This window comes from Brevundimonas sp. UYEF29 (assembly GCF_040546195.1).
Lineage (GTDB): Bacteria > Pseudomonadota > Alphaproteobacteria > Caulobacterales > Caulobacteraceae > Brevundimonas > Brevundimonas huaxiensis.
The window spans coordinates 402,570-421,118 of sequence record NZ_JBEPNH010000002.1; the positions used below are offsets into that span (position 1 = coordinate 402,570).

At 67.2% G+C, this 18,549-nt stretch carries 16 protein-coding genes, 1 tRNA gene and 1 other RNA gene; 13 read left to right on the plus strand and 5 right to left on the minus strand.

All coding sequences use genetic code 11. The features are described 5' to 3' along the window. Position 1: 1 nt before the first annotated feature. Together ngg and ABIB58_RS04980 are read right to left on the minus strand one after the other, a co-directional pair. Positions 2–1,771 (minus strand): N-acetylglutaminylglutamine synthetase, encoded by a 1,770-nt coding sequence (gene ngg / locus ABIB58_RS04975; protein WP_354039402.1) that lies wholly within the window; start codon positions 1,769–1,771, stop codon positions 2–4. Then, positions 1,761–3,536 (minus strand): N-acetylglutaminylglutamine amidotransferase, encoded by a 1,776-nt coding sequence (locus ABIB58_RS04980; RefSeq protein ID WP_045809605.1) that lies wholly within the window; start codon positions 3,534–3,536, stop codon positions 1,761–1,763. The genes ngg and ABIB58_RS04980 overlap by 11 nt, the downstream gene beginning before the upstream one ends. A gap of 65 nt (positions 3,537–3,601) precedes the next feature. On the opposite strand from ABIB58_RS04980, the gene ABIB58_RS04985 reads away from it, so the two are divergent. Continuing rightward, on the plus strand, positions 3,602–4,114 hold the full coding sequence (locus ABIB58_RS04985) for a MarR family winged helix-turn-helix transcriptional regulator (protein WP_045809606.1): 513 nt from the start codon (positions 3,602–3,604) through the stop codon (positions 4,112–4,114). A gap of 86 nt (positions 4,115–4,200) precedes the next feature. Here ABIB58_RS04985 and ABIB58_RS04990 read toward each other — a convergent pair whose 3' ends face one another. Further along, complete coding sequence (locus ABIB58_RS04990) at positions 4,201–5,976, minus strand: SLC13 family permease (RefSeq protein WP_045809607.1); 1,776 nt, start codon at positions 5,974–5,976, stop codon at positions 4,201–4,203. Between the two features lie 64 nt (positions 5,977–6,040). Here ABIB58_RS04990 and ABIB58_RS04995 point away from each other — a divergent pair, with 64 nt between their 5' ends. Beyond that, positions 6,041–6,322 (plus strand): NrsF family protein, encoded by a 282-nt coding sequence (locus ABIB58_RS04995; RefSeq protein WP_045809608.1) that lies wholly within the window; start codon positions 6,041–6,043, stop codon positions 6,320–6,322. A 68-nt stretch (positions 6,323–6,390) separates the two neighbouring features. On the opposite strand, the gene ABIB58_RS05000 is transcribed toward ABIB58_RS04995, so the two are convergent. Further along, positions 6,391–6,466, minus strand: a tRNA-Ile gene (locus tag ABIB58_RS05000). A gap of 211 nt (positions 6,467–6,677) precedes the next feature. Here ABIB58_RS05000 and ABIB58_RS05005 point away from each other — a divergent pair. Then, complete coding sequence (locus ABIB58_RS05005; protein ID WP_045809638.1) at positions 6,678–7,472, plus strand: SIMPL domain-containing protein; 795 nt, start codon at positions 6,678–6,680, stop codon at positions 7,470–7,472. A gap of 72 nt (positions 7,473–7,544) precedes the next feature. Here ABIB58_RS05005 and panD read toward each other — a convergent pair whose 3' ends face one another. Continuing rightward, entirely contained in the window at positions 7,545–7,901 is a 357-nt protein-coding gene (gene panD, locus ABIB58_RS05010) for an aspartate 1-decarboxylase (RefSeq protein WP_039246844.1), read from the minus strand. Positions 7,902–8,128: 227 nt separating this feature from the next. On the opposite strand from panD, the gene sppA reads away from it, so the two are divergent. From sppA to ABIB58_RS05065, 10 genes are all read left to right on the plus strand, one after another. Next, positions 8,129–9,907: a signal peptide peptidase SppA gene (gene sppA, locus ABIB58_RS05015; RefSeq protein WP_354039405.1), complete on the plus strand. Its 1,779-nt coding sequence runs from the start codon at positions 8,129–8,131 to the stop codon at positions 9,905–9,907. A 105-nt stretch (positions 9,908–10,012) separates the two neighbouring features. Next, positions 10,013–10,336 (plus strand): hypothetical protein, encoded by a 324-nt coding sequence (locus ABIB58_RS05020; RefSeq protein ID WP_017504540.1) that lies wholly within the window; start codon positions 10,013–10,015, stop codon positions 10,334–10,336. Between the two features lie 13 nt (positions 10,337–10,349). Further along, complete coding sequence (locus ABIB58_RS05025) at positions 10,350–11,111, plus strand: N-acetylmuramoyl-L-alanine amidase (protein ID WP_354039408.1); 762 nt, start codon at positions 10,350–10,352, stop codon at positions 11,109–11,111. 32 nt (positions 11,112–11,143) lie between these two features. After that, an RNA gene (rnpB, locus tag ABIB58_RS05030) (RNase P RNA component class A) lies at positions 11,144–11,521 on the plus strand. A 442-nt stretch (positions 11,522–11,963) separates the two neighbouring features. Beyond that, complete coding sequence (locus tag ABIB58_RS16405; protein WP_502909729.1) at positions 11,964–12,440, plus strand: division/cell wall cluster transcriptional repressor MraZ; 477 nt, start codon at positions 11,964–11,966, stop codon at positions 12,438–12,440. After that, positions 12,437–13,417, plus strand: a complete 981-nt coding sequence (gene rsmH / locus ABIB58_RS05045; protein WP_354039410.1) for a 16S rRNA (cytosine(1402)-N(4))-methyltransferase RsmH — start codon at positions 12,437–12,439, stop codon at positions 13,415–13,417. Before ABIB58_RS16405 ends, rsmH begins: the two co-directional genes overlap by 4 nt. Then, positions 13,414–13,863 carry a cell division protein FtsL gene (gene ftsL, locus ABIB58_RS05050; protein WP_045809643.1) on the plus strand — a complete coding sequence of 150 codons (450 nt, stop codon included), beginning with the start codon at positions 13,414–13,416 and terminating at the stop codon, positions 13,861–13,863. Before rsmH ends, ftsL begins: the two co-directional genes overlap by 4 nt. Continuing rightward, positions 13,860–15,644 carry a peptidoglycan D,D-transpeptidase FtsI family protein gene (locus ABIB58_RS05055; protein WP_185225553.1) on the plus strand — a complete coding sequence of 595 codons (1,785 nt, stop codon included), beginning with the start codon at positions 13,860–13,862 and terminating at the stop codon, positions 15,642–15,644. The genes ftsL and ABIB58_RS05055 overlap by 4 nt, the downstream gene beginning before the upstream one ends. Then, positions 15,641–17,116, plus strand: a complete 1,476-nt coding sequence (locus tag ABIB58_RS05060; RefSeq protein WP_354039412.1) for a UDP-N-acetylmuramoyl-L-alanyl-D-glutamate--2,6-diaminopimelate ligase — start codon at positions 15,641–15,643, stop codon at positions 17,114–17,116. Before ABIB58_RS05055 ends, ABIB58_RS05060 begins: the two co-directional genes overlap by 4 nt. Next, entirely contained in the window at positions 17,109–18,548 is a 1,440-nt protein-coding gene (locus ABIB58_RS05065) for a UDP-N-acetylmuramoyl-tripeptide--D-alanyl-D-alanine ligase (protein ID WP_354039414.1), read from the plus strand. Before ABIB58_RS05060 ends, ABIB58_RS05065 begins: the two co-directional genes overlap by 8 nt. Position 18,549 lies beyond the last annotated feature (1 nt).

The window sequence follows — 18,549 nt, forward strand, 5'->3', positions numbered from 1 at the left end:
TTCAGGCTTCGGGTCGCGAAAATGTCCGCGCAGCGGCCGGTGCGGACAGTGGAAAGAGCAGATCCACGAAACGCTCGGCAGTCGGTTGGGGTTCGTGGTTGGCCAGGCCGGGGCGCTCATTGGCTTCGATGAAGGCGTAGTCGGGTTCGCGCGGCGACTTCACCATCAGATCGATGCCGGTGACCGGAATGTCGATGGCGCGCGCGGCGGCGACGGCGGCGCGGATCAGGGCGGGATGCACCTCATCCGTCACATCATGGATGGTGCCGCCCAGGTGCAGGTTGGCCGCCTTGCGCACCAAGATCTCGGCCCCTTCCGCCGCCACGTCGTCGAGACGATAGCCGGCCTCGGCCAGGGTGCGTTCGGTCTCGGCGTCGATCGGGATGGTGGATTCCCCACCGGTGGCGGCGGCGCGACGACGACTTTGGTGTTCGACGAGGGCGCGCAAGGTCGAGCGGCCGTCGCCGAAGACGCGCGGCGGACGACGCAGGGCGCAGGCGACGACCTTGTAGTCGATCACCACCAGCCGAAGGTCCTCGCCCTGAACCTGTTCCTCGACCAGAACCTCGGAACAGATGCGGCGCGCCCGAACCAGAGCCGTCTGGACCTCGCTCATCGTCGTCAGGCCGACCGCGACGCCTTGCCCCTGTTCGCCGCGCGCCGGTTTGACGACCAGGGCGCCGAACTTGCTCAGCGCTGCATCGATGGCCGACGGGCTTTCGGGATCGATCCTCTCGGGAACGCGCACGCCGGCCGCCTCGACGATGCGTCGCGTCATCCGCTTGTCGTCGCAGATGCTGAGCGCGACGGCAGAGGTCAACTCCGACAGACTTTCGCGACATCGGACCGAGCGGCCGCCCCAGTTCAGGCGAAACAGCCCGCCCTCACCGTCGATGATCTCGGTATGGATGCCGCGCCGACGCGCCTCGTCGACGATGATCCGGGCATAGGGGTTCAGGTCGTGGTCGTCGGTCGGGCCGACGAATAGGGCCTCGTTGATCGGGTTCTTGCGTTTGACCCCGAAGAAGGAGACGCGACGGAAACCCAGCTTTTCGTACAGGGCGATGGCCTGTTCGTTGTCGTGCATGACCGACAGGTCCATGTGCGCCAGACCTTGGGTTTTGAAGTGCTCGGCCAGACGCCGAACCAGGGCTTCGCCGACGCCCGGTTGGGTCGCCTGGGGATCGACCGCCAGGCACCATAGCGAAGCCCCGCATTCCGGATCCTGAAAGGCGCGGGCGTGGTTGACGCCCGTCACGGTGCCGATCACAGCCCCCGTCACAGTGTCCTCGGCGACGAAATAGGTCAGGGTCCGGTCGTCCCGATGCGACCAGAAGAAGTCTGGCGGAACCGGCACCATCTTGCGCTTGGCGTAGATGTCGTTGACCGCCTGCGCATCCGTTTCCGACGTCAGACGACGCACGGTGAAGCCTCGGGGCTGGCGTCGGCTGTTGCGATAGGTCGCCAACTCTAGCCGATAGGTGTGCGACGGATCCAGGAACAACTCCTGCGGCGCCGAGGCTAGCAGGACGTGCGGATTGCTAACGTAGAAGGCGATGTCGCGCCGGTCCGGCCCTTCGGCGCGCAGGGCCTCGACCAATGGCTCGGCCGTCTCGAAGGTCTGGGCGAACAACAGTCGGCCCCAGCCGCAGTCCAGCACGGCATCCGGGGTCGGTCCGTCGCCCGACTGCACCGGGGGCTTCAGGCCCTCGTGCCGCAGACGTTTCAGCCGATGCGCCTTTGATCGCTTGGGGCGGATATCAGACGCCATGCTGCTGCATCCACATTTCCAGGACGGCGACCTGCCAGAGTTCGGAGCCGCGAAGGGGTGTGATGTGCTCGGTGGGATTGGCGAACAGGGTGTCCAGATAGCCCCAGTCGAACAGGCCGCGGTCGCGCGCCGCCTGATTGGTCAGGGCCTCGCGCACCATCTCCAGATATGGACCCAGGATGTATTTCAGCGCGGGCACGGGGAAATAGCCCTTCTTGCGGTCAATGACCTCGGAGGGGATCACCAGACGCGCCGCCTCTTTCAGCACGCCCTTGCCGCCTTGCGCCAGCTTGTGCTCGGGCGGGATGCGGCCCGCCAGTTCGACCAGTTCGTGGTCGAGGAAGGGCACGCGCGCCTCCAGGCCCCAGGCCATGGTCATGTTGTCGACCCGCTTCACCGGGTCGTCGACCAGCATCACCTGGCTGTCCAGACGCAGGGCCTGGTCGACCGGCGTCGCTGCGCGGCCTCGCGCAAAATGGGCCTCGACCAAAGCGCGGCTGACGTCGGTGTCGGCCATATAGGCGCCGTTCAACTGGGTCTTCAGCGTGTCGTGACTGCGGTCGAAGAAGGCCTTGGCGTAGGTTCCGACCGGATCGGTCGCGCCCAGCATCGGCGGATACCAGTGATAACCGGCGAACACCTCGTCCGCGCCCTGTCCCGACTGCACCACCTTGATGTGTTTGGAAACTTCCTGGCTCAGCAGGTAGAAGCCGACATTGTCGTAGGAGACCATCGGTTCCGACATGGCGCCGATGGCGCCCGGCAGGGCCTCCATCAGCCGCTGGTGCGGCACGAAGATCTGGTGATGCTTGGTCCCGTGATGTTTGGCGATCAGATCGGAATAGACGAACTCGTCGCCCTTCTCGCCATTGGCCTCTTCGAAACCGACCGAGAAGGTCATCAGGCCCTTCTGACCCAGTTCGGCCAGCAGACCGACAATCAGGCTGGAATCCACCCCGCCTGACAACAGCACGCCCACCGGCACGTCGGCGACCATGCGGCGCTTCACCGCTTCGCGCACACCGTCGAGGACCCGGTCGCGCCAATCCTCGGCCGTCAGGGCCGCATCCTCGGGATGGCGGGTCATGTCGGGCTGCCAGTAGAGGCGGTCCTTGGCCCGTCCATCCGCCTCGATCACGCGTATGGTCGCCGGCGGGAACTTCTTGACACCCTTCAGGATGGTGTGCGGCGGCGGCACGACCGCGTGGAAGGTCATGTAGTGGTGAAGGCCGACGGGATCGATGGTCTTGTCGATATCGCCCGCCGCCAGCAGGGCCGGCAGGGTTGAGGCAAACCGCAGACGCTTGCCGTGTTCGGCCAGATACAGCGGCTTGATGCCGAAGCGGTCGCGGGCGATCACGGTGCGGCCGGTGTCGCGCTCATGCAGCACGAAGGCGAACATGCCCTTGAACCGCTCGACGCAGGCTTCGCCCCACGCCTTCCAGGCCTTGATGATGACCTCGGTGTCGCCGTGCGAGAAGAAGCGGAAACCCATCCCCTGCAGTTCTTCGCGCAGTTCGGGATAGTTGTAGATGCAGCCGTTGAACGCCAGGGTCACGCCCAGGTCGGCGTCCACCATCGGCTGCTGCGCCTTCTCCGACAGGTCGATGATCTTCAGGCGTCGGTGACCCAGCCCCACCGGGCCGCGCACAACAATGCCCAAGCCATCCGGTCCACGGGGCGAGAGCGCATCGGTCATGCGTTGAACGGCGTCGGCATCGGCCGGTCGTCCGTCGAAATTGATCTCGCCGCTAAGACCGCACATGGATCCTCCTTGAATTGTGGAAGCAGCGGGTACAAATGGTTAGGACACGAAAGAGTTCAACCCGAATGGCCGATATTTCCCATGAGCCAGGCCCTGACGTGGCGGTTGACGCCACCGCATCCCTCGTCCGGTCGGTCCGACGCATCGCCCAGGCGATTGATGTTCGGTCTCGAGAAATTTCACGACTGACCGGGCTGACGCTGCCGCAACTCCTCGTGCTGCAATCCGTCCGCGCATTGGGTGAAGTCAGCACCAGCGCCATATCGCGGGACGTTTCCATGTCGGCGCCGACCGTCGTCGCCGTACTGGACAAGCTCGAAGCCAAGGGCATGGCCGCCCGCTATCGCTCGACCGTCGATCGCCGCGTCGTCCATGTGCGTTTGACTGACGCGGGGCGGCAGGCGTTGAATACGTCCCCGGGCCTGCTCGGCGACGGCTTCCTTGCCGCCTTGGCGGAACTTCCACACGGCGAGCGACTGGCAATGGCTCAAGCTATCGAACGCTTGGCCGTTTTGATGCAGCCGCGCGACACTTCGGCCTCTTCGAAGCCGCACCATGAGGCTGTCAGGCCCTCATAAGCGGCTCGGGATGTCGAGCCGGCGAACAGCCGGAAACGGTGATCCTGACCTGTCTGTTCCAACGCTATCTTCTGACCTCGAGCCAATCACAGAGGCCAAAACAGCAAGATGAGCGAGGGCCCCGTGACCAGAACGAGCGCGCTCAAAGGCGCGCCCAACCTGGGGTAATCAGAAAACTCATAGCCGCCAGGTCCCATAACCAGCGTGTTGCACTGGTGACCGATGGGCGTCAGGAAGTCGCACGCGGCGCCGACCGCGACCGCCATCAGGAACGGGTCTGGATTGTAGCCAAGCTGCTTGGCCAGCGTCGCTCCGATCGGGGCGACGATCAGAACGGTCGCCGCATTGTTCAGGAAGGGCGTAACCGCCATTGAGGCGAGCATGACGCCTGTAATCGCGACAACGCCCGGCAAACCTGTGAACACGTGGCGAAGCAGTCCCGCGATCAGGTCGGACCCTCCCGTGGATTGTATCGCGTCCGAGACGGGAATGAGGGCTGCGATCAGAACGAGCAGGGGTCCATCGAGGGCGGCGTAGGCCTCACGCATCTTCAAGCCGCCCAATGCGACGATGACGACGGCGGCGCCGAAGAAGGCGACGGCGACTGGAAGCAGGCCAAGGCCGACGAGCGTCATGGCGCACGCAAGAACAACGGCTGGCATGAAGCGCCTGCGCACGCTTCCGAGTTGAACCTGACGCTCCGCCAGGGGGAGTAAATCCAGCGCCCTCAGCGCGACCGGCAGCGCCTGTTCGGCGCCTTGAAGCAGGATGATATCGCCGGGGGCCAGTTTCGCCGTCCGCAGATGCTGGGTGAGTTGAAAGCCGCTTCGCGACACGCCCAACAGATTGATCCCGTGCTTGCCGTACAGATCCGAGCTTCGAACAGACTGCCCTTGCAGCGGCGAGTTTCGGCCGATGACCGCCTCCACGATCGCAATCTCCTCGGATGCGGTCGCTATGGGAACCGGGCGATCATCGCGGATGAGATTCATCTGAGCCCGACTGACGAAGCCCTCCAGCGCCTGCTGCTCGCCTTCGATCAGCAACGCGTCACCCGCCTTGACGACGACATTGCCTCTGGGACTCAGCCGCCGTTTCCCTGAACGGATCAGCGCCATGATCTTGACCTCGTCGTCGCCGAGGGCGGCAAGAGCGGACACGGTCATAGACCCCGGAGCCCAGCCTTCAGGCGCCCTGACTTCCGTGGCATAGGCGTTGGCGGCCAAGGCCGCGCTCATGGACGTTGCGCCCTGTCGATCGCGGGGCAACAGGCGATAGCCGAACGCCAAAAACGCCAAGGCGATCAGCGTGAGCGCCAGGCCCACGGGTGCGTAGTCAAACATGGCGAAGGGTTCGCCGACGATGCCCTGGCGCACTTCGGCGACGATGATGTTCGGGGCGGTCCCGACAAGGGTGACCATGCCGCCCGCCATGGCGCCGAAAGCCATCGGCATCAGGAGCCGGGAGGGAGACGACTTCGTCTGGCGCGCCACCTGAAGCGCCACCGGCATCATGATCGCCAAGGCTCCGACATTCTTCGTCGCCATGGAAAGCAACGTCACGGCACCGGTCAGAACCGGGACCTGGGAGCGCTCAGTCTTTAGCAGCGGCATCACCCGCCGCATCGCGAGCTCAATTACCCCCGATCGGGCGAAGGCGGACGAAACGATCAGCGCGCAGGCGATGATGACGGTGACGTCGTTTTTGAAACCGTCAAATGCAGCCTCGGCGGGGATGATGCCGATCGCCAATCCTGCAACCAATGCGACGACCGCGACCAGGTCGTAACGAAACCGACCCCAGATGAAGGCGCCGATTGTCAGCCCGACAAGGCCAACGGCCAGTCCCTGTTGAAACGTCACTCGCCTAGCGCCCTTGCATGATCAGCGTGCAGCGTAGGCTCAATGCTAGAAGGCAGCCAGCCCTCTGGATCATGGGTGCTGCGCCAGGGTCTGTCCGACGAACAACCTGTCGCTCGGCGCTGTGGCGGCGCCGTTCATCTTCTTCGCCGCGAGACGATTCGCTCCTGTGAAGCCCGCTTCCGCCGGCGCCGCCGCCGGTCTTCTGGCCGCAGGGCTGGCCGCCACCGTCTATGGCCTGCATTGCCCCGAGCATACGGCCGCCTTTGTGGCGGTCTGGTACACCTTGGGCATAAGCCTTGTCGCAGCCCTTGGCGCTGCTTTGGGTCGTTTCACCTTCCGCTGGTGAGTGTGTTTTGCGCGATACTGCCGTGAAGCGGTCTTGAGCCGTTTTTGAGCGGTCTCGACAGACAGATTTGGTAGGCCCGGAGGGACTCGAACCCCCAACCAGACCGTTATGAGCGGTCGGCTCTAACCATTGAGCTACAGGCCCCCAAGGCGCGTCTCGGCGGTGACGTTCGCCTAGCAGGCGCGGGCGCGGCTTGCCAAGCGGGGGCGGGCAAGAAGGCGATCTTTCGCCGATTTCACGAAGATGAACGGAAACTGCCAGCCAGGTGCGGGCGTTGGTTCAGGCGAAAACGGCCAAGGTCGTTGCAATGGATCGGCGAACGCGCCGGTCCTGGATCGCTTACGGAGAAGACTGCATGACCCGCACCCTGGCCGCCGCCCCCCTGAAGACGGTTTCGCTGAAGACCGTCGCTTTCGGCGGCGCCGTCGCCGCCGCCGCCTTCCTGGCCGCCGCCACGCCCCGCGCCATGGCCCAGACCGCTGAACCCTCGATGGGAGCCATGCACATGATGCAGCCCGCGCCGTCTCTGAACCTGTCGGCCTACGGCGAGGTGAAGGCCGCGCCGGACATGGCCACCATCACCTTCGGCGTCCAGACCGAGGCCGTCACGGCTCAGCAAGCCATGCGCGACAATGCTGCGCAGATGACGCGGGTCGTCGCCGCCCTGCGCCGCGCGGGCGTCGCTGAACGCGACATCCAGACCTCGGGTCTGAATCTGTCGGCGCAATACGACTACGTGCAGAACGAGCCGCCCAAGCTGCGCGGCTATCAGGCGGTCAACCGAGTGACGGTGGTCATCAATGACCTGAGCAAGGTCGGCACGACGGCCGACGCCGTGGTCGCCGCTGGCGTCAACCAGATCGACGGCATCAGCTTCGGCCTGAAGGATCCGACCGCCGCCGAAAACCAGGCGCGCCAGCTGGCCGTGCGCAACCTGCAGGCCAAGGCCCAGCTGTACGCCCAGTCGCTGAACGTCCAGCTGTCGGGCATCCGCAACCTGACCGAGGGCGGCGGCTATACGCCCCAGTCGCCGATGCCGATGTTCGCCGCCCGCGCCGTGTCGATGGATCGGGCCGAAAGCACCCCGGTTTCCGCCGGCGAACTGACCGTGCGGATCGACATCACGGGCGTCTACGACATCGCCCGCTGATCGCATCGGCCGGATAGAGAAAAGGCCCGCCGTCGCCGGCGGGCCTTTTTGCATTCTAAGAGGGGAAGCGCCTCAGCCGGCGGTCTTGATCGCGTTGGCGTCGTCCAGCAGGACCACGTTCGGGTTCCACTGGCGGGCTTCTTCCTGGGGCAGCTGGCCATAGGTGACCACGATCACCTTGTCGTTCTTCTGCACCAGGCGGGCGGCGGCGCCGTTGACGCCGATGACCTTGGAGCCGCGCGGCGCCTCGATCGCATAGGTGGTGAAGCGCGCGCCGTTGGTGATGTTCAGCACATCGACCTGCTCATGTGGATAGATTCCGGCGGCGTCCAGCAGGTCCATGTCGATGGCGATCGATCCCTCGTAATCGAGATCGGCCTGGGTCACCGTGGCGCGGTGCAGCTTGGACTTCATCAGGGTGACCAGCATCGTGCGGTCTCCAGCAAGAAAAACGCGGGGCGCAGGCCCTCGCTCACAGGCGGCTCATATAGGGATTTCCGGCCCCGGCATCAATCCGCACGCTGCGCCGCAGCAATCGGGTGCGGATGCGAACGCCAGGTCGACCGACGGATTGCACGCGTGTCATTTGACGACGGCCCGCGTCCCCCTATGCTGGCGACGCCATTTTCGGCCTGCGAGCGCGCGTTTTCCCTCCGATGAAGCAATTCTTCCTGACGGTCCTTGGTGTCTTCACCGGGCTGATCCTGTTCGTCGTCGTCATTCCCGTGGTGCTGCTGACGGTCGCTGTCGCCTCGTCGTCCAAGCCGACGACGCCGGCGACCACCGTGCTTGAGCTGGACCTGCGCGGCGGCGTCAGCGACCAACCGTCGTCAAATCCGTTCGCGGCCTTCGGCAGTTCCGGCTTGGCCCTGACGGACGTGGTCGACGGCCTGCATCAGGCCCAGAGCGACAGCAGCGTCAAGGCTCTGCTGATCCGCCTGCCGGAAAGCGGCATGACGCCCGCCACCGCCGACGAACTGCGCCAGGCCATCCATCGCTTCCGCAACGCAGGCAAGCCGGTCATCGCCCACAGCCAGGGCTTCGCCCCGTCGGGCGCGGTGATGTCCACCTATATGGTCGGGGCCTCGGCGTCGGAGCTGTGGATGCAGAACACCGCCGGCTTTCAGGCCACGGGCTTCTCGGCCGACAGCCTGTTCCTGGGCCGCGCCTTCCAGAAATACGGCGTCAAACCCGAGTTCGAACAGCGCTACGAATACAAGAACGCCGTCAACGAATACACCCAGAGCGACTACACCGGCCCGCACCGCGAGGCGATGACGGCCTGGATGACGTCGATCTACGACACCGCCCTGGCCAACGCGGCCAAGGACCGCAAGACGACGGCCCCGGCGCTGAAGACGGTGATCGAGGCCGGCCCCTATTCGGCGGAACAGGCGCTCAGCAACCGGCTGATCGACAAGGTGGGTCAGGTCGAAGAGGCCGAGATCGCCATCAAGACCCGCGCCGGCAAGGGCGCCGAGATCGTCGAGTTCGGCAAGTACGCCAGCCAGAAGGGCGAACGCACGGGTTCGGGCAAGAACGCCATCGCCATCGTGGGCGGGGAGGGGGCCATCGTCACCGGGCGCGGCGGCGGCGCCAGCTTCGGCGGCGGCTCGTCCATCCATTCCGATGACACGGCCGAGGCCATCTACGACGCGATCGAGGACAAGAGCGTCAAGGCGATCGTCTTCCGCGTCTCTTCGCCCGGCGGTTCGCCCGAGGCGTCCGAGCAGATCCTGGCCGCCGTGCGCGCGGCGCGGGCGGCGGGCAAGCCGGTGGTGGTGTCCATGGGCGCCTATGCGGCCTCGGGCGGCTACTGGATCAGTTCCGAGGCCGACTGGATCGTGGCGCAGCCCACGACCCTGACCGGCTCGATCGGCGTGTTCGGCGGCAAGTTCGTGCTGGCCGATGCGCTGGGCCGGTTCGGCGTCGACATGCGTGAGCTGACGGTGGGTGGGGAATACGCCGACGCCTTCTCGCCGACGCAGGAATTCACCCCCCAGCAGCGCGCGGCCTTTGCCGGTTCGATGGACCGGATCTACGACGACTTCATCGCCCGCGTAGCGACGGGCCGCAAACTGTCGCCTGACCGGGTGCGCGAAATCGCCAAGGGGCGCGTCTGGACCGGCGCCCAGGCCCTGCCGCTGGGTCTCGTCGACCAGCTGGGCGGTGTGACCGAGGCGGTGAACAAGGCCCGCCAGTTGGCCAAGATCCCCGACAATGAGCCTGTCCGCTTCAAGCATTTCCCCAAGCAGCAATCGCTCTTCGAGGCCCTGTCGGAAATGTTCGGCGTCCAGACCGAGGCCGCCAAGGCCCTGGTCATGCTGGGCGGCGTCATGGCCGATCCCCAGGCCCAGGCCGTGATGCGCCGGATCGACAGCGACAGGATGCGCAGCCAGGGCGCGGTGGTTCTGGCCGACCAGCCGATCTTTTGACGGGGCGCGGCGCACGCGACCGTGCGTCGCGGTCCATTGACCGCAGGCCCCGATGGACCGACATTGCGTGTCAGGCGTTCCCCGGATCGCCTGAAAGGATGATCCATGTTCCAGCCTGAACGTCTCGCCGCCATCGGCCATGCCGCCCGCCGCCGTCCCAACGGCCTGGTGGCGTCCGTCATGTGGGTCGCCGGCATGATCGCCGCCGTCTGCGCCATGGCGGTCGGCGCCGTCCTCGCCGTCTTCACCGCTGCGGCCGTGGCGGTCATCGCCCTGTTCGCCGGGGTTCTGGTCTTCCTGGTCGGTCTGGTCATGCGCACCCGCCGCAATATCGCGCCGCGTCGCCGCAACAGCGATCCCGACCTGATCGAGGCGCACAAGGTGGACGGCGCCTGGGTCGCCTATGGCTGGGAGCGCAACGGCCGCTGAGCCGACGCCGCCCATGACGTCCTACATCGACGCGCCTTCGCCCAACTTCGACGCGCGCCGTGCGCCGCCGGACATGCTGGTGCTGCACTACACCGGCATGCAGACCGGCGAGGCCGCCCTTGCCCGCCTGCGCGACCCCGAAACGAAGGTCTCGGCCCATTATCTGGTCGAGGAAGACGGCCGCGTGTTCCAACTGGTGCCCGAGGAACGCCGCGCCTGGCACGCCGGCCGCGGCGTCTGGCAGGGCGAGGACGACTGCAACGCCGCCTCCATCGGCATCGAGATCGTCAATCCCGGCCATGAGTTCGGCTATCGCGCCTTCCCCGAAGCCCAGATCGCGGCCGTCATCGCCCTGATCTCCGACATTCGCAGCCGCTGGACCATCGCCGACAACCGCATCATCGCCCATTCCGACCTGGCGCCGGATCGCAAGGAAGATCCGGGCGAGCTCTTCCCCTGGAAACGTCTGGCCGAGGCCGGGCACGGCCTGTGGTTCGAACCGGCGGCCGAACGGGTGCAGGCCCTGGGCGGCCTGTTGCAGAAGGGCGATCAGGGCATCGGCCCGATGGTGCTCAGTGCCGGGCTGCATCGGTTGGGCTACGGGCTCAAAGCCAGCGGCGATTACGACGCCGCCGTGGAAACCGCGGTGCGCGCCTTCCAGCGTCATTGGCGCCCGGCCCGCGTCGACGGCGTCGCCGACGGCGAAACCCGCGCCCGTCTGGTCGGCCTGCTCCAGCTGGCCAGCGCCGAGAGCGTCACGGGCGTATTGAATTGACGTTCGCGCCGCTAACGCGCATCTAGCGCGCGCCAGACGGCTGGGCGGTCGCGGCGGACTTCGCGTCCGTCGAGGAAAGTCCGGGCTCCACGGTGAAAAGGCGGCGGATAACTTCCGCCCGGGGTGACCCGAGGGATAGCGCCACAGAAAGCAAACCTCCGGCCTTGCGAGGCCGGTAAGGGTGAAAGGGTGGGGTAAGAGCCCACCGCGGACCTGGCAACAGGGACGGCATGGCAAGCCCCGCCTGGAGCAAGACCAAATAGGGACATCGCGCGGGCTCGCTCGCGGGGCTCACCGCCTCAGATGTCCGGGTAGGTCGCGAGAACCGATCAGCAATGGTCGGTCCAGAGGAATGATCGTCGCCGTTCTCAAGAACGGAACAAAACCCGGCTTACAGGCCGTCTGGCATTTTTCTTGGCCTACCGCGCTTCGCGCTGCTTGAGGCCGGCATTTTTCTTCGGCCCTATCGGCCTTCGGCCTACTTGAGGCCCGTAGGGTTGGGCGTTGGCGCCCTCCCGAAGCGCATCGCGTAATCCGAACTCGGATTATCCCCGCATTTCAGCGTTCTGGCGGCGTTCCCGCGCGTTGGCGGGCGTTAACCTATTGTCTGGCAATGGAAGGTTAGAACAGCTCACAGCCTGTGAATACTTCGTTTGTTCCGTGTATGTTCCAGCTGTTCGAGCGTGCTTAAGTCGTCACACGTCAAAACATGGTTAAATCTTGGCTTCGATCCCATTGAGGCCCATTTCATCCCATGCTATCCCAGCTTCATGATTTGGGGCTGAGAGGCGGGCGCGGCGGGCGTTCGTCAGGGCATCTAGGGACGGGCCGAAGGGCTCGATTGGACAGGGCGTGTTTCTCTCGACCTATGAGAAGCAGCTGGACGGCAAGCGCCGTCTCCTCATCCCCAACGATTTCCGCACGACCGAAAACGGCGCCGCTGGCGGCGTCTTCATCTTCCCTTCGATCGAGGCCGACTGTCTGGAAGCGGGCGGCGACCGCCTGTTCGCCGTCTATGCCGAGATGATCGAGGCCCTGCCGTTCGGCTCCGAGGAGCGTTCGGCGCTGGAGTGGCAGGTGATGGGCGAGCAGGTGCGTCTGGCCTATGACTCCGGCGGTCGGATCACCTTGCCCGAAGCGCTGTGCGCCGAGGCGGGCTTGGGCGAGACCGTCGTCATCGTCGGCCTGAACGACCGGTTCCAGATCTGGTCGCGCGAGAAATGGGCGGCGCGCCGCGCCGAACAGCGCGCCCTGGCCAAGGCCGGCATGGCCCAGATCGGCGCCCTGAAGCTGGCGGCCCAGATGAAGCTGGCGGGAGGCGGATCGTGACGGACGCTTCCCCCAATTCTCCCCACGCCCCCGTCTTGCTGGCCGAGGTGATCGAGGCCCTGGCGCCCGCGCCCGGCGACGTCGTGATCGACGCCACCTTCGGCGCCGGCGGCTATACCCGCGCCATCCTGAAGACCGGCGCCCAGGTCGTCGCTTTGGATCGCGACCCGACGGTCCAGCCGCACGCCGACGCCGTCGCCAGCGACTTTCCCGGCCAGTTCCAGCTGATCCGCACCCCCTTCTCGGGTCTGGCCCAGGCCTTCGCCGACAGCGGCAAAGCGAAGCTGGACGGCTCCGTCTTCGATATCGGCGTCTCGTCGATGCAGCTGGATCAGGCCGAGCGCGGCTTCTCCTTCATGCGCGACGGTCCGCTGGACATGCGCATGTCCGATGAGGGTGCGACCGCGGCCGACATCGTCAACACCTGGGACCACGGTCCCCTGGCCCACATCTTCAAACTGTATGGCGAAGAGCGTCAGTCGGGCCGCGTCGCCACCGCCATCCTGCGTCGTCGCGCCGAACAGCCTTTCACCCGCACCCTGGATCTGGCCGAGGTGGTCGAAAAGGCCCTGGGCGGCCGTCGCGGCGCGCCCATCCATCCGGCGACCCGCGTGTTCCAGGCCCTGCGCATCGCGGTCAACGACGAACTGGGCGAGCTGGAACGCGGTCTGGAAGCGGCCGAGGCGACGCTCGCCCCCGGTGGACGCCTCGCCGTCGTCACCTTCCATTCGCTGGAAGACCGCATCGTCAAGGCGTTCCTGACCGAGCGCACCGGCAACAGCCCCGCCGGTTCGCGTCATGCGCCGATGGCCGTCGATCCGCGCAAGCCCAGCTTCACGCTTCAGTTCAAGGGCGCGCGCGAGGCGGGCGACGAAGAGCGTTCCACCAACCCTCGCGCCCGCTCGGCCAAGCTGCGTGCCGCCGTGCGCACCGACGCCCCGGCCTGGGGTCGGATCGATGGGAGAGCGGCGGCATGACCACGGCGCCCTTCTTCACCTATTCCCGCACCGCCCTTCAGCGCCTGTTCGACTGGAAGGTGCGCGGCGTGCGCTGGGTCGAGATCATCGGCGTGGTCCTGGTCGCGATCATGATCGTCTCGGTCTATGCCGCCAAGGCCGCCGCAGCGCGTGAGAGCAGCCGCATCGCCCAGATCGAACAGGACATTCGCGAGAACGGACAGCGCGTCCGCCTGCTGCGCGCCGAGGTCGCCCGTCTGGAACAGCCCGCGCGTCTGGAAAGCCTGTCGCGCCAGATCGGCATGGCGCCCGTCGCCGTCGCCCGTCAGGCCAAGGAAGGTCAGCTGACCGCCCTGAAACCTGTCCCCGCTCAACCCGCCGCATCTGCTCCCGCAGCCGCGCCGGCGCCCGCCGCCGTCGCCGACGACGCGCCCGTCCCAACGCCCTCGCCGGAGCCGGCGCAATGAGCGTTCAGGATCATCGTTATCACCGCCCGGCGCCGGGCGCCGATTTCCAGGAACGGCTGCAAGGCCGCCTGTCGCCCTTCTGGCGCTGGCTGACGGAACTGGTCTGGCGGCTGGAGCACGGCTTCGAGCGCGCCCGCGCCGACGCCCGCCCGGAAGAGGACACCCGCGTCCGCATCTTCCTGATCCTGATCGTCTTTTCCTGCGTCTTCGGCGGCCTGGCCATCGGCGCGTCCTACAAGGCCCTGTTCGCCCCAGCCAACGGTCTGGGACGCGGCGTCAATCCGAACGCCCTGGTGCGCGGCGACCTGACGGATCGCAATGGCGAGCTGCTGGCCACCAACATCGTCCACTACGGCCTCTACATCGACCCGGCCGAGATTTGGGATCGCGACCTGGCCTATCGCCAGATTCGCCGCGCCCTGCCGCGCATCTCGGCCGAACGGCTGAAGAAGGTGCTGGGCGGCGACCGTCGCCTGATCGCCCTGACCGGCCTGACGCCTCAGGAAAAGGCCGCCGTCCACGACCTGGCGCTGGGCGGCGTCACCTTCGAGCCCGAGGATCGTCGCGCCTATCCGCTGGGAACCTCGGCCGTCCATCTGATCGGCGACGCCGACACGGGCGGGCAGGGCGTCTCGGGTGCCGAACTGGCCTTCAACGACGAGATCCGCGCGGCCGGTCAGCGCGGCGAGGCCTTCCCCCTGTCCATCGACCTGCGCGTGCAGGGCGTTCTGGAAAACGAACTCGCCGCCGCCGCGATCAAGAACCAGGCCAAGGGCGCCGTCGGCATCGTCACCGACGTCCAGACCGGCGAGGTGCTGGGCATGGCGTCCTGGCCGACCTTCAACTCGGCCGATCGCGGCGCGGCGCCCGACGGCGCCACCCTGAACCGCGCGGTTTCGGGCCACTACGAAATGGGCTCGGTGTTCAAGACCTTCACCGTCGCCGCCGGCCTCGACACCGGCCGGGCCGACATGAACACCCTGTTCGACGCCTCCCAGGCCTTCCAGATCGGCGATCGCAAGATCAAGGACTTCCACGCCCAGAACCGGGTGATGACCCTGGAAGAGGTCTATCTGCACTCCTCCAACATCGGCACGTCGCAACTGGCGGTGCAGATGGGACCTAACACCATGCGGGACTATTTCCGCCGCCTGGGCCTGCTGGACGCCGCCAGGATCGAGCTGAAGGAATCGGCCAAGCCGGTCGTGCCGCGTCGCTGGGACAACTCGACCCTGGCGTCGCTGTCCTTCGGCTATGGCATCATGATCACCCCGGCCCAGATGGTTCAGGCCATGGGCGCCCTGACCAATGGCGGTCGGATGATCCCGCTGTCGCTGCGCAAGGGCGGCGCCCGCAACGTCCAGCCGCAACAGGTCGTGACCGAAGAGACCTCGCGCGCCATTCTCGACCTGCTGCGTCGCAACGTGGTCAAGGGTTCGGGCGGCTTCGCCGACGCGCCGGGCCTGCGGGTCGGCGGCAAGACCGGCTCGGCCAACAAGCTGGTCGGCGGTCGCTATGACCCCAGCCACGCCCTGGGCTCCTTCGCGGCTGTCTTCCCCGTCGACGGCCCGCTGAACGGCAAGCGCTACGCCATCCTGATCGTGATGGACGAGCCGGGGACCTATCCCAAGACCGGCGCCTATGTCGCTGCGCCCGCCGTGCACAATATCGCCGACCGCATCGCCGGCTTCCTGGGCGTCGAACGCCGCGACGACCGCTGGCGCACGGCCTCGGGCGAGAAGATCCCGCAGTATCAGGACGTGGCGGGGGACGGGCTTTGAGCGCGCTTCATCTGTCCGACCTGCTGCGTCGCGACGTGACCTCGGATCCGGTCATCACCGGCGTCACCGCCGACAGCCGCAAGGTCTCGCCCGGCGCCCTGTTCGTCGCCCTGCCGGGCACGGCCGCCGACGGCCGCGCCTTCATCCCCCAGGCGCTGGCGCAAGGGGCCGCTGCAGTTCTGGCGCCGACCGACACGCCGGATGGCGCGGCGCCCGTTCTGGTCACGTCGGGCGACGTGCGCCGGGCCTACGCCATCGCCGCGCGCGGCTTCTACGGCGCCCAGCCCAAGACCTGCGTCGCCGTGACCGGCACCAACGGCAAGACCTCGGTCGCCACCTTCTGCCGCCAGATCTGGGCCGGGATCGGCCACAAGTCCGCCAGCATGGGCACGCTGGGGGTGATCGGCCAGAAGGGCGTCAAGACCTACGCCCTGACCGGCCCCGGCCTGACCAGCCCCGACGCCGCCGAGGCCGCGCGCCTGATGGCCGAACTGGCCGCCAAGGAGGTGACGCACGTCGCGCTGGAGGCCTCGTCCCACGGCATCGACCAACGCCGCCTGGACGGGGTTGCTCTAAAGGCCGCCGCCTTCACCAACCTGACCCAGGACCACCTCGACTATCACGGCACCATGGCGGACTACCGCGCCGCCAAGATGCGCCTGTTCGAGACCCTGCTGCCGCGCGGCCGCACCGCCGTGCTGAACGCCGATTCCGACGCCTATTCGGTCTTCGCCTCCGCCTCGATCATGGCGGGTCTGGGCGTCATGGGCGTGGGCGAGCGTGGGCGCGACCTGACCCTGATCGGCCGTCGCGCGACGCCTGAGGGTCAGCGTCTGACCATCGACGTGCGCGGCGACATCCGCGAAATCCTGCTGCCTCTGGCCGGCGCGTTTCAGGCGTCCAACGCCCTGGTGGCGGCCGGTCTGTGCATCGCCGCCGGCGATCCCGCCGACGCCGTCATCGGCGCGCTGGAAGGCCTGACCGGGGCGCAAGGCCGCCTGCAACGCATCGACGGCGGCCAGGAAGGCCAAGACACAAAAGGAAGGGGCGAGGTCTATGTCGACTACGCCCACACGCCAGACGGGCTCGAGACGGTGCTGAACGCGCTTCGCCCCCACGCGACCGGCCGCCTGATCGTCGTCTTCGGCGCCGGCGGCGACCGCGATCGCGGCAAACGCCCCCTGATGGGCGAGATCGCCGGGCGTCTGGCCGACATCGCCATCGTCACCGACGACAATCCGCGATCCGAAGACGCCGCCGCCATCCGCGCCCAGGTCCGCGCCGGCTGCCCGGACGGGATCGAGATCGGCGACCGCCGCGCCGCCATCGAGGCCGCCGTCGAAATGATGCGTGACGGGGATGTGGTGGTCATCGCCGGAAAAGGGCATGAACAGGGTCAGATCGTCGCGGGCGTGACCCACCCCTTCGACGACGCCACTGTCGCGTCCGAGGCCCTGTCTCTCTATGCCTGAACACTCCGCCCGCCCGCTCTGGTCGGCCGCCGAAGTCGCCGCCGCCACGGGCGGCGTGCTGCAGGGCGACGATCGCCCGATCACGGGCCTGACCTACAACAGCCGCGAGATCGTCCCCGGTGATCTGTTTCTGGCGCTGAAGGGCGAACGCGACGGGCATCAGTTCGCCAGCGGCGCCTTCGCATCGGGCGCCGCGACCGCCCTGGTCGAACATCCGGTCGAGGGCGGCCCTTGCGTCGTCGTGCCCGACACCTTGCGCGGTCTCGAAGCCCTGGGCGTCGCCGCCCGCGAGCGCGCGCCCCATGTGAAGCGCGGCGCCGTCACCGGCAGCGTCGGCAAGACCAGCGTCACCCAGGCGATCAAGGCGGGCCTCGACCTCGCCGGCCTCGCTCACGGCTCGATCAAGAGCTACAACAACCACATCGGCGTGCCCTTGACCCTGGCCCGGATGCCGGTCGAGACCCAGCGCGCCGTGTTCGAGATCGGCATGAATGCGCCGGGCGAGATCGCGCCCCTCTCGCGTTTCGTCGCCCCCCACGCCGCCTGCGTCACCACCGTCGGTCCGGTGCATATCGAGGCCTTCGCGGACGGCGAGGCGGGCGTCGCGCGTGAAAAGGCGACCATCTTCCAGGGTCTGGTGCCCGGCGGTGCGGCGGTGGCGAACGGCGACGTCGCCTTTTCAGCCGTCCTGTGCGACGCGGCCAAGGCGGTCGGCGCGCGCCTGCTGACGTTCGGATCCGACGCCGGCCATGACGCCCGTCTGCTGGACTTCCGGCCGGATACCGAGGGCGCGGCGGTCGCCGCCGAACTGTTCGGGCGACGCATCGACTATCGTCTGGCCCAGTCCGGCGCCCACTGGGGCCTGAACAGCCTGTGCGTCCTCTTGATGCTCGACGCCCTGGACGTGCCGCTGGAGACGGGTCTTGAAGCCCTCGCGGGGTTCCAGCCTCTGGCCGGACGTGGCCAGACGCGCACGGTCACGACGCCGGATGGCGCCTTCACCCTGATCGACGAAAGCTACAACGCCAATCCGCTGTCCATGGCCGCCGGGTTCAAGACCCTGGGCGCGCGCTCAACCTCGGGCCGCCGCGTGGTGGTGCTGACCGACATGCTGGAGTTGGGTGAGCAGAGCCGCGACCTGCACGAAGGTCTCGCCGCTCCCATCGACGCCGCCGGCCTCGACCTGGTCCACGCCGCCGGTCCCGAGATGCGCTGGCTCTACGACGCCCTTCCGGTCTCGCGACGCGGCGTCTGGCGCGCGACGGCGGCGGAACTGGCGGCCGAGGCGGCCCTGTTGGTCGCGCCCGGCGACATCGTCATGGTCAAGGGTTCGAACGGCTCCAAGGCCTCGCTGGTGGCCCAAGCCTTGGCGAACCTCAGTCGCGCCCAAGGCGTCCCCTCAAGCAGTGACGCCCCGCGGGCGTCGCGGTAGG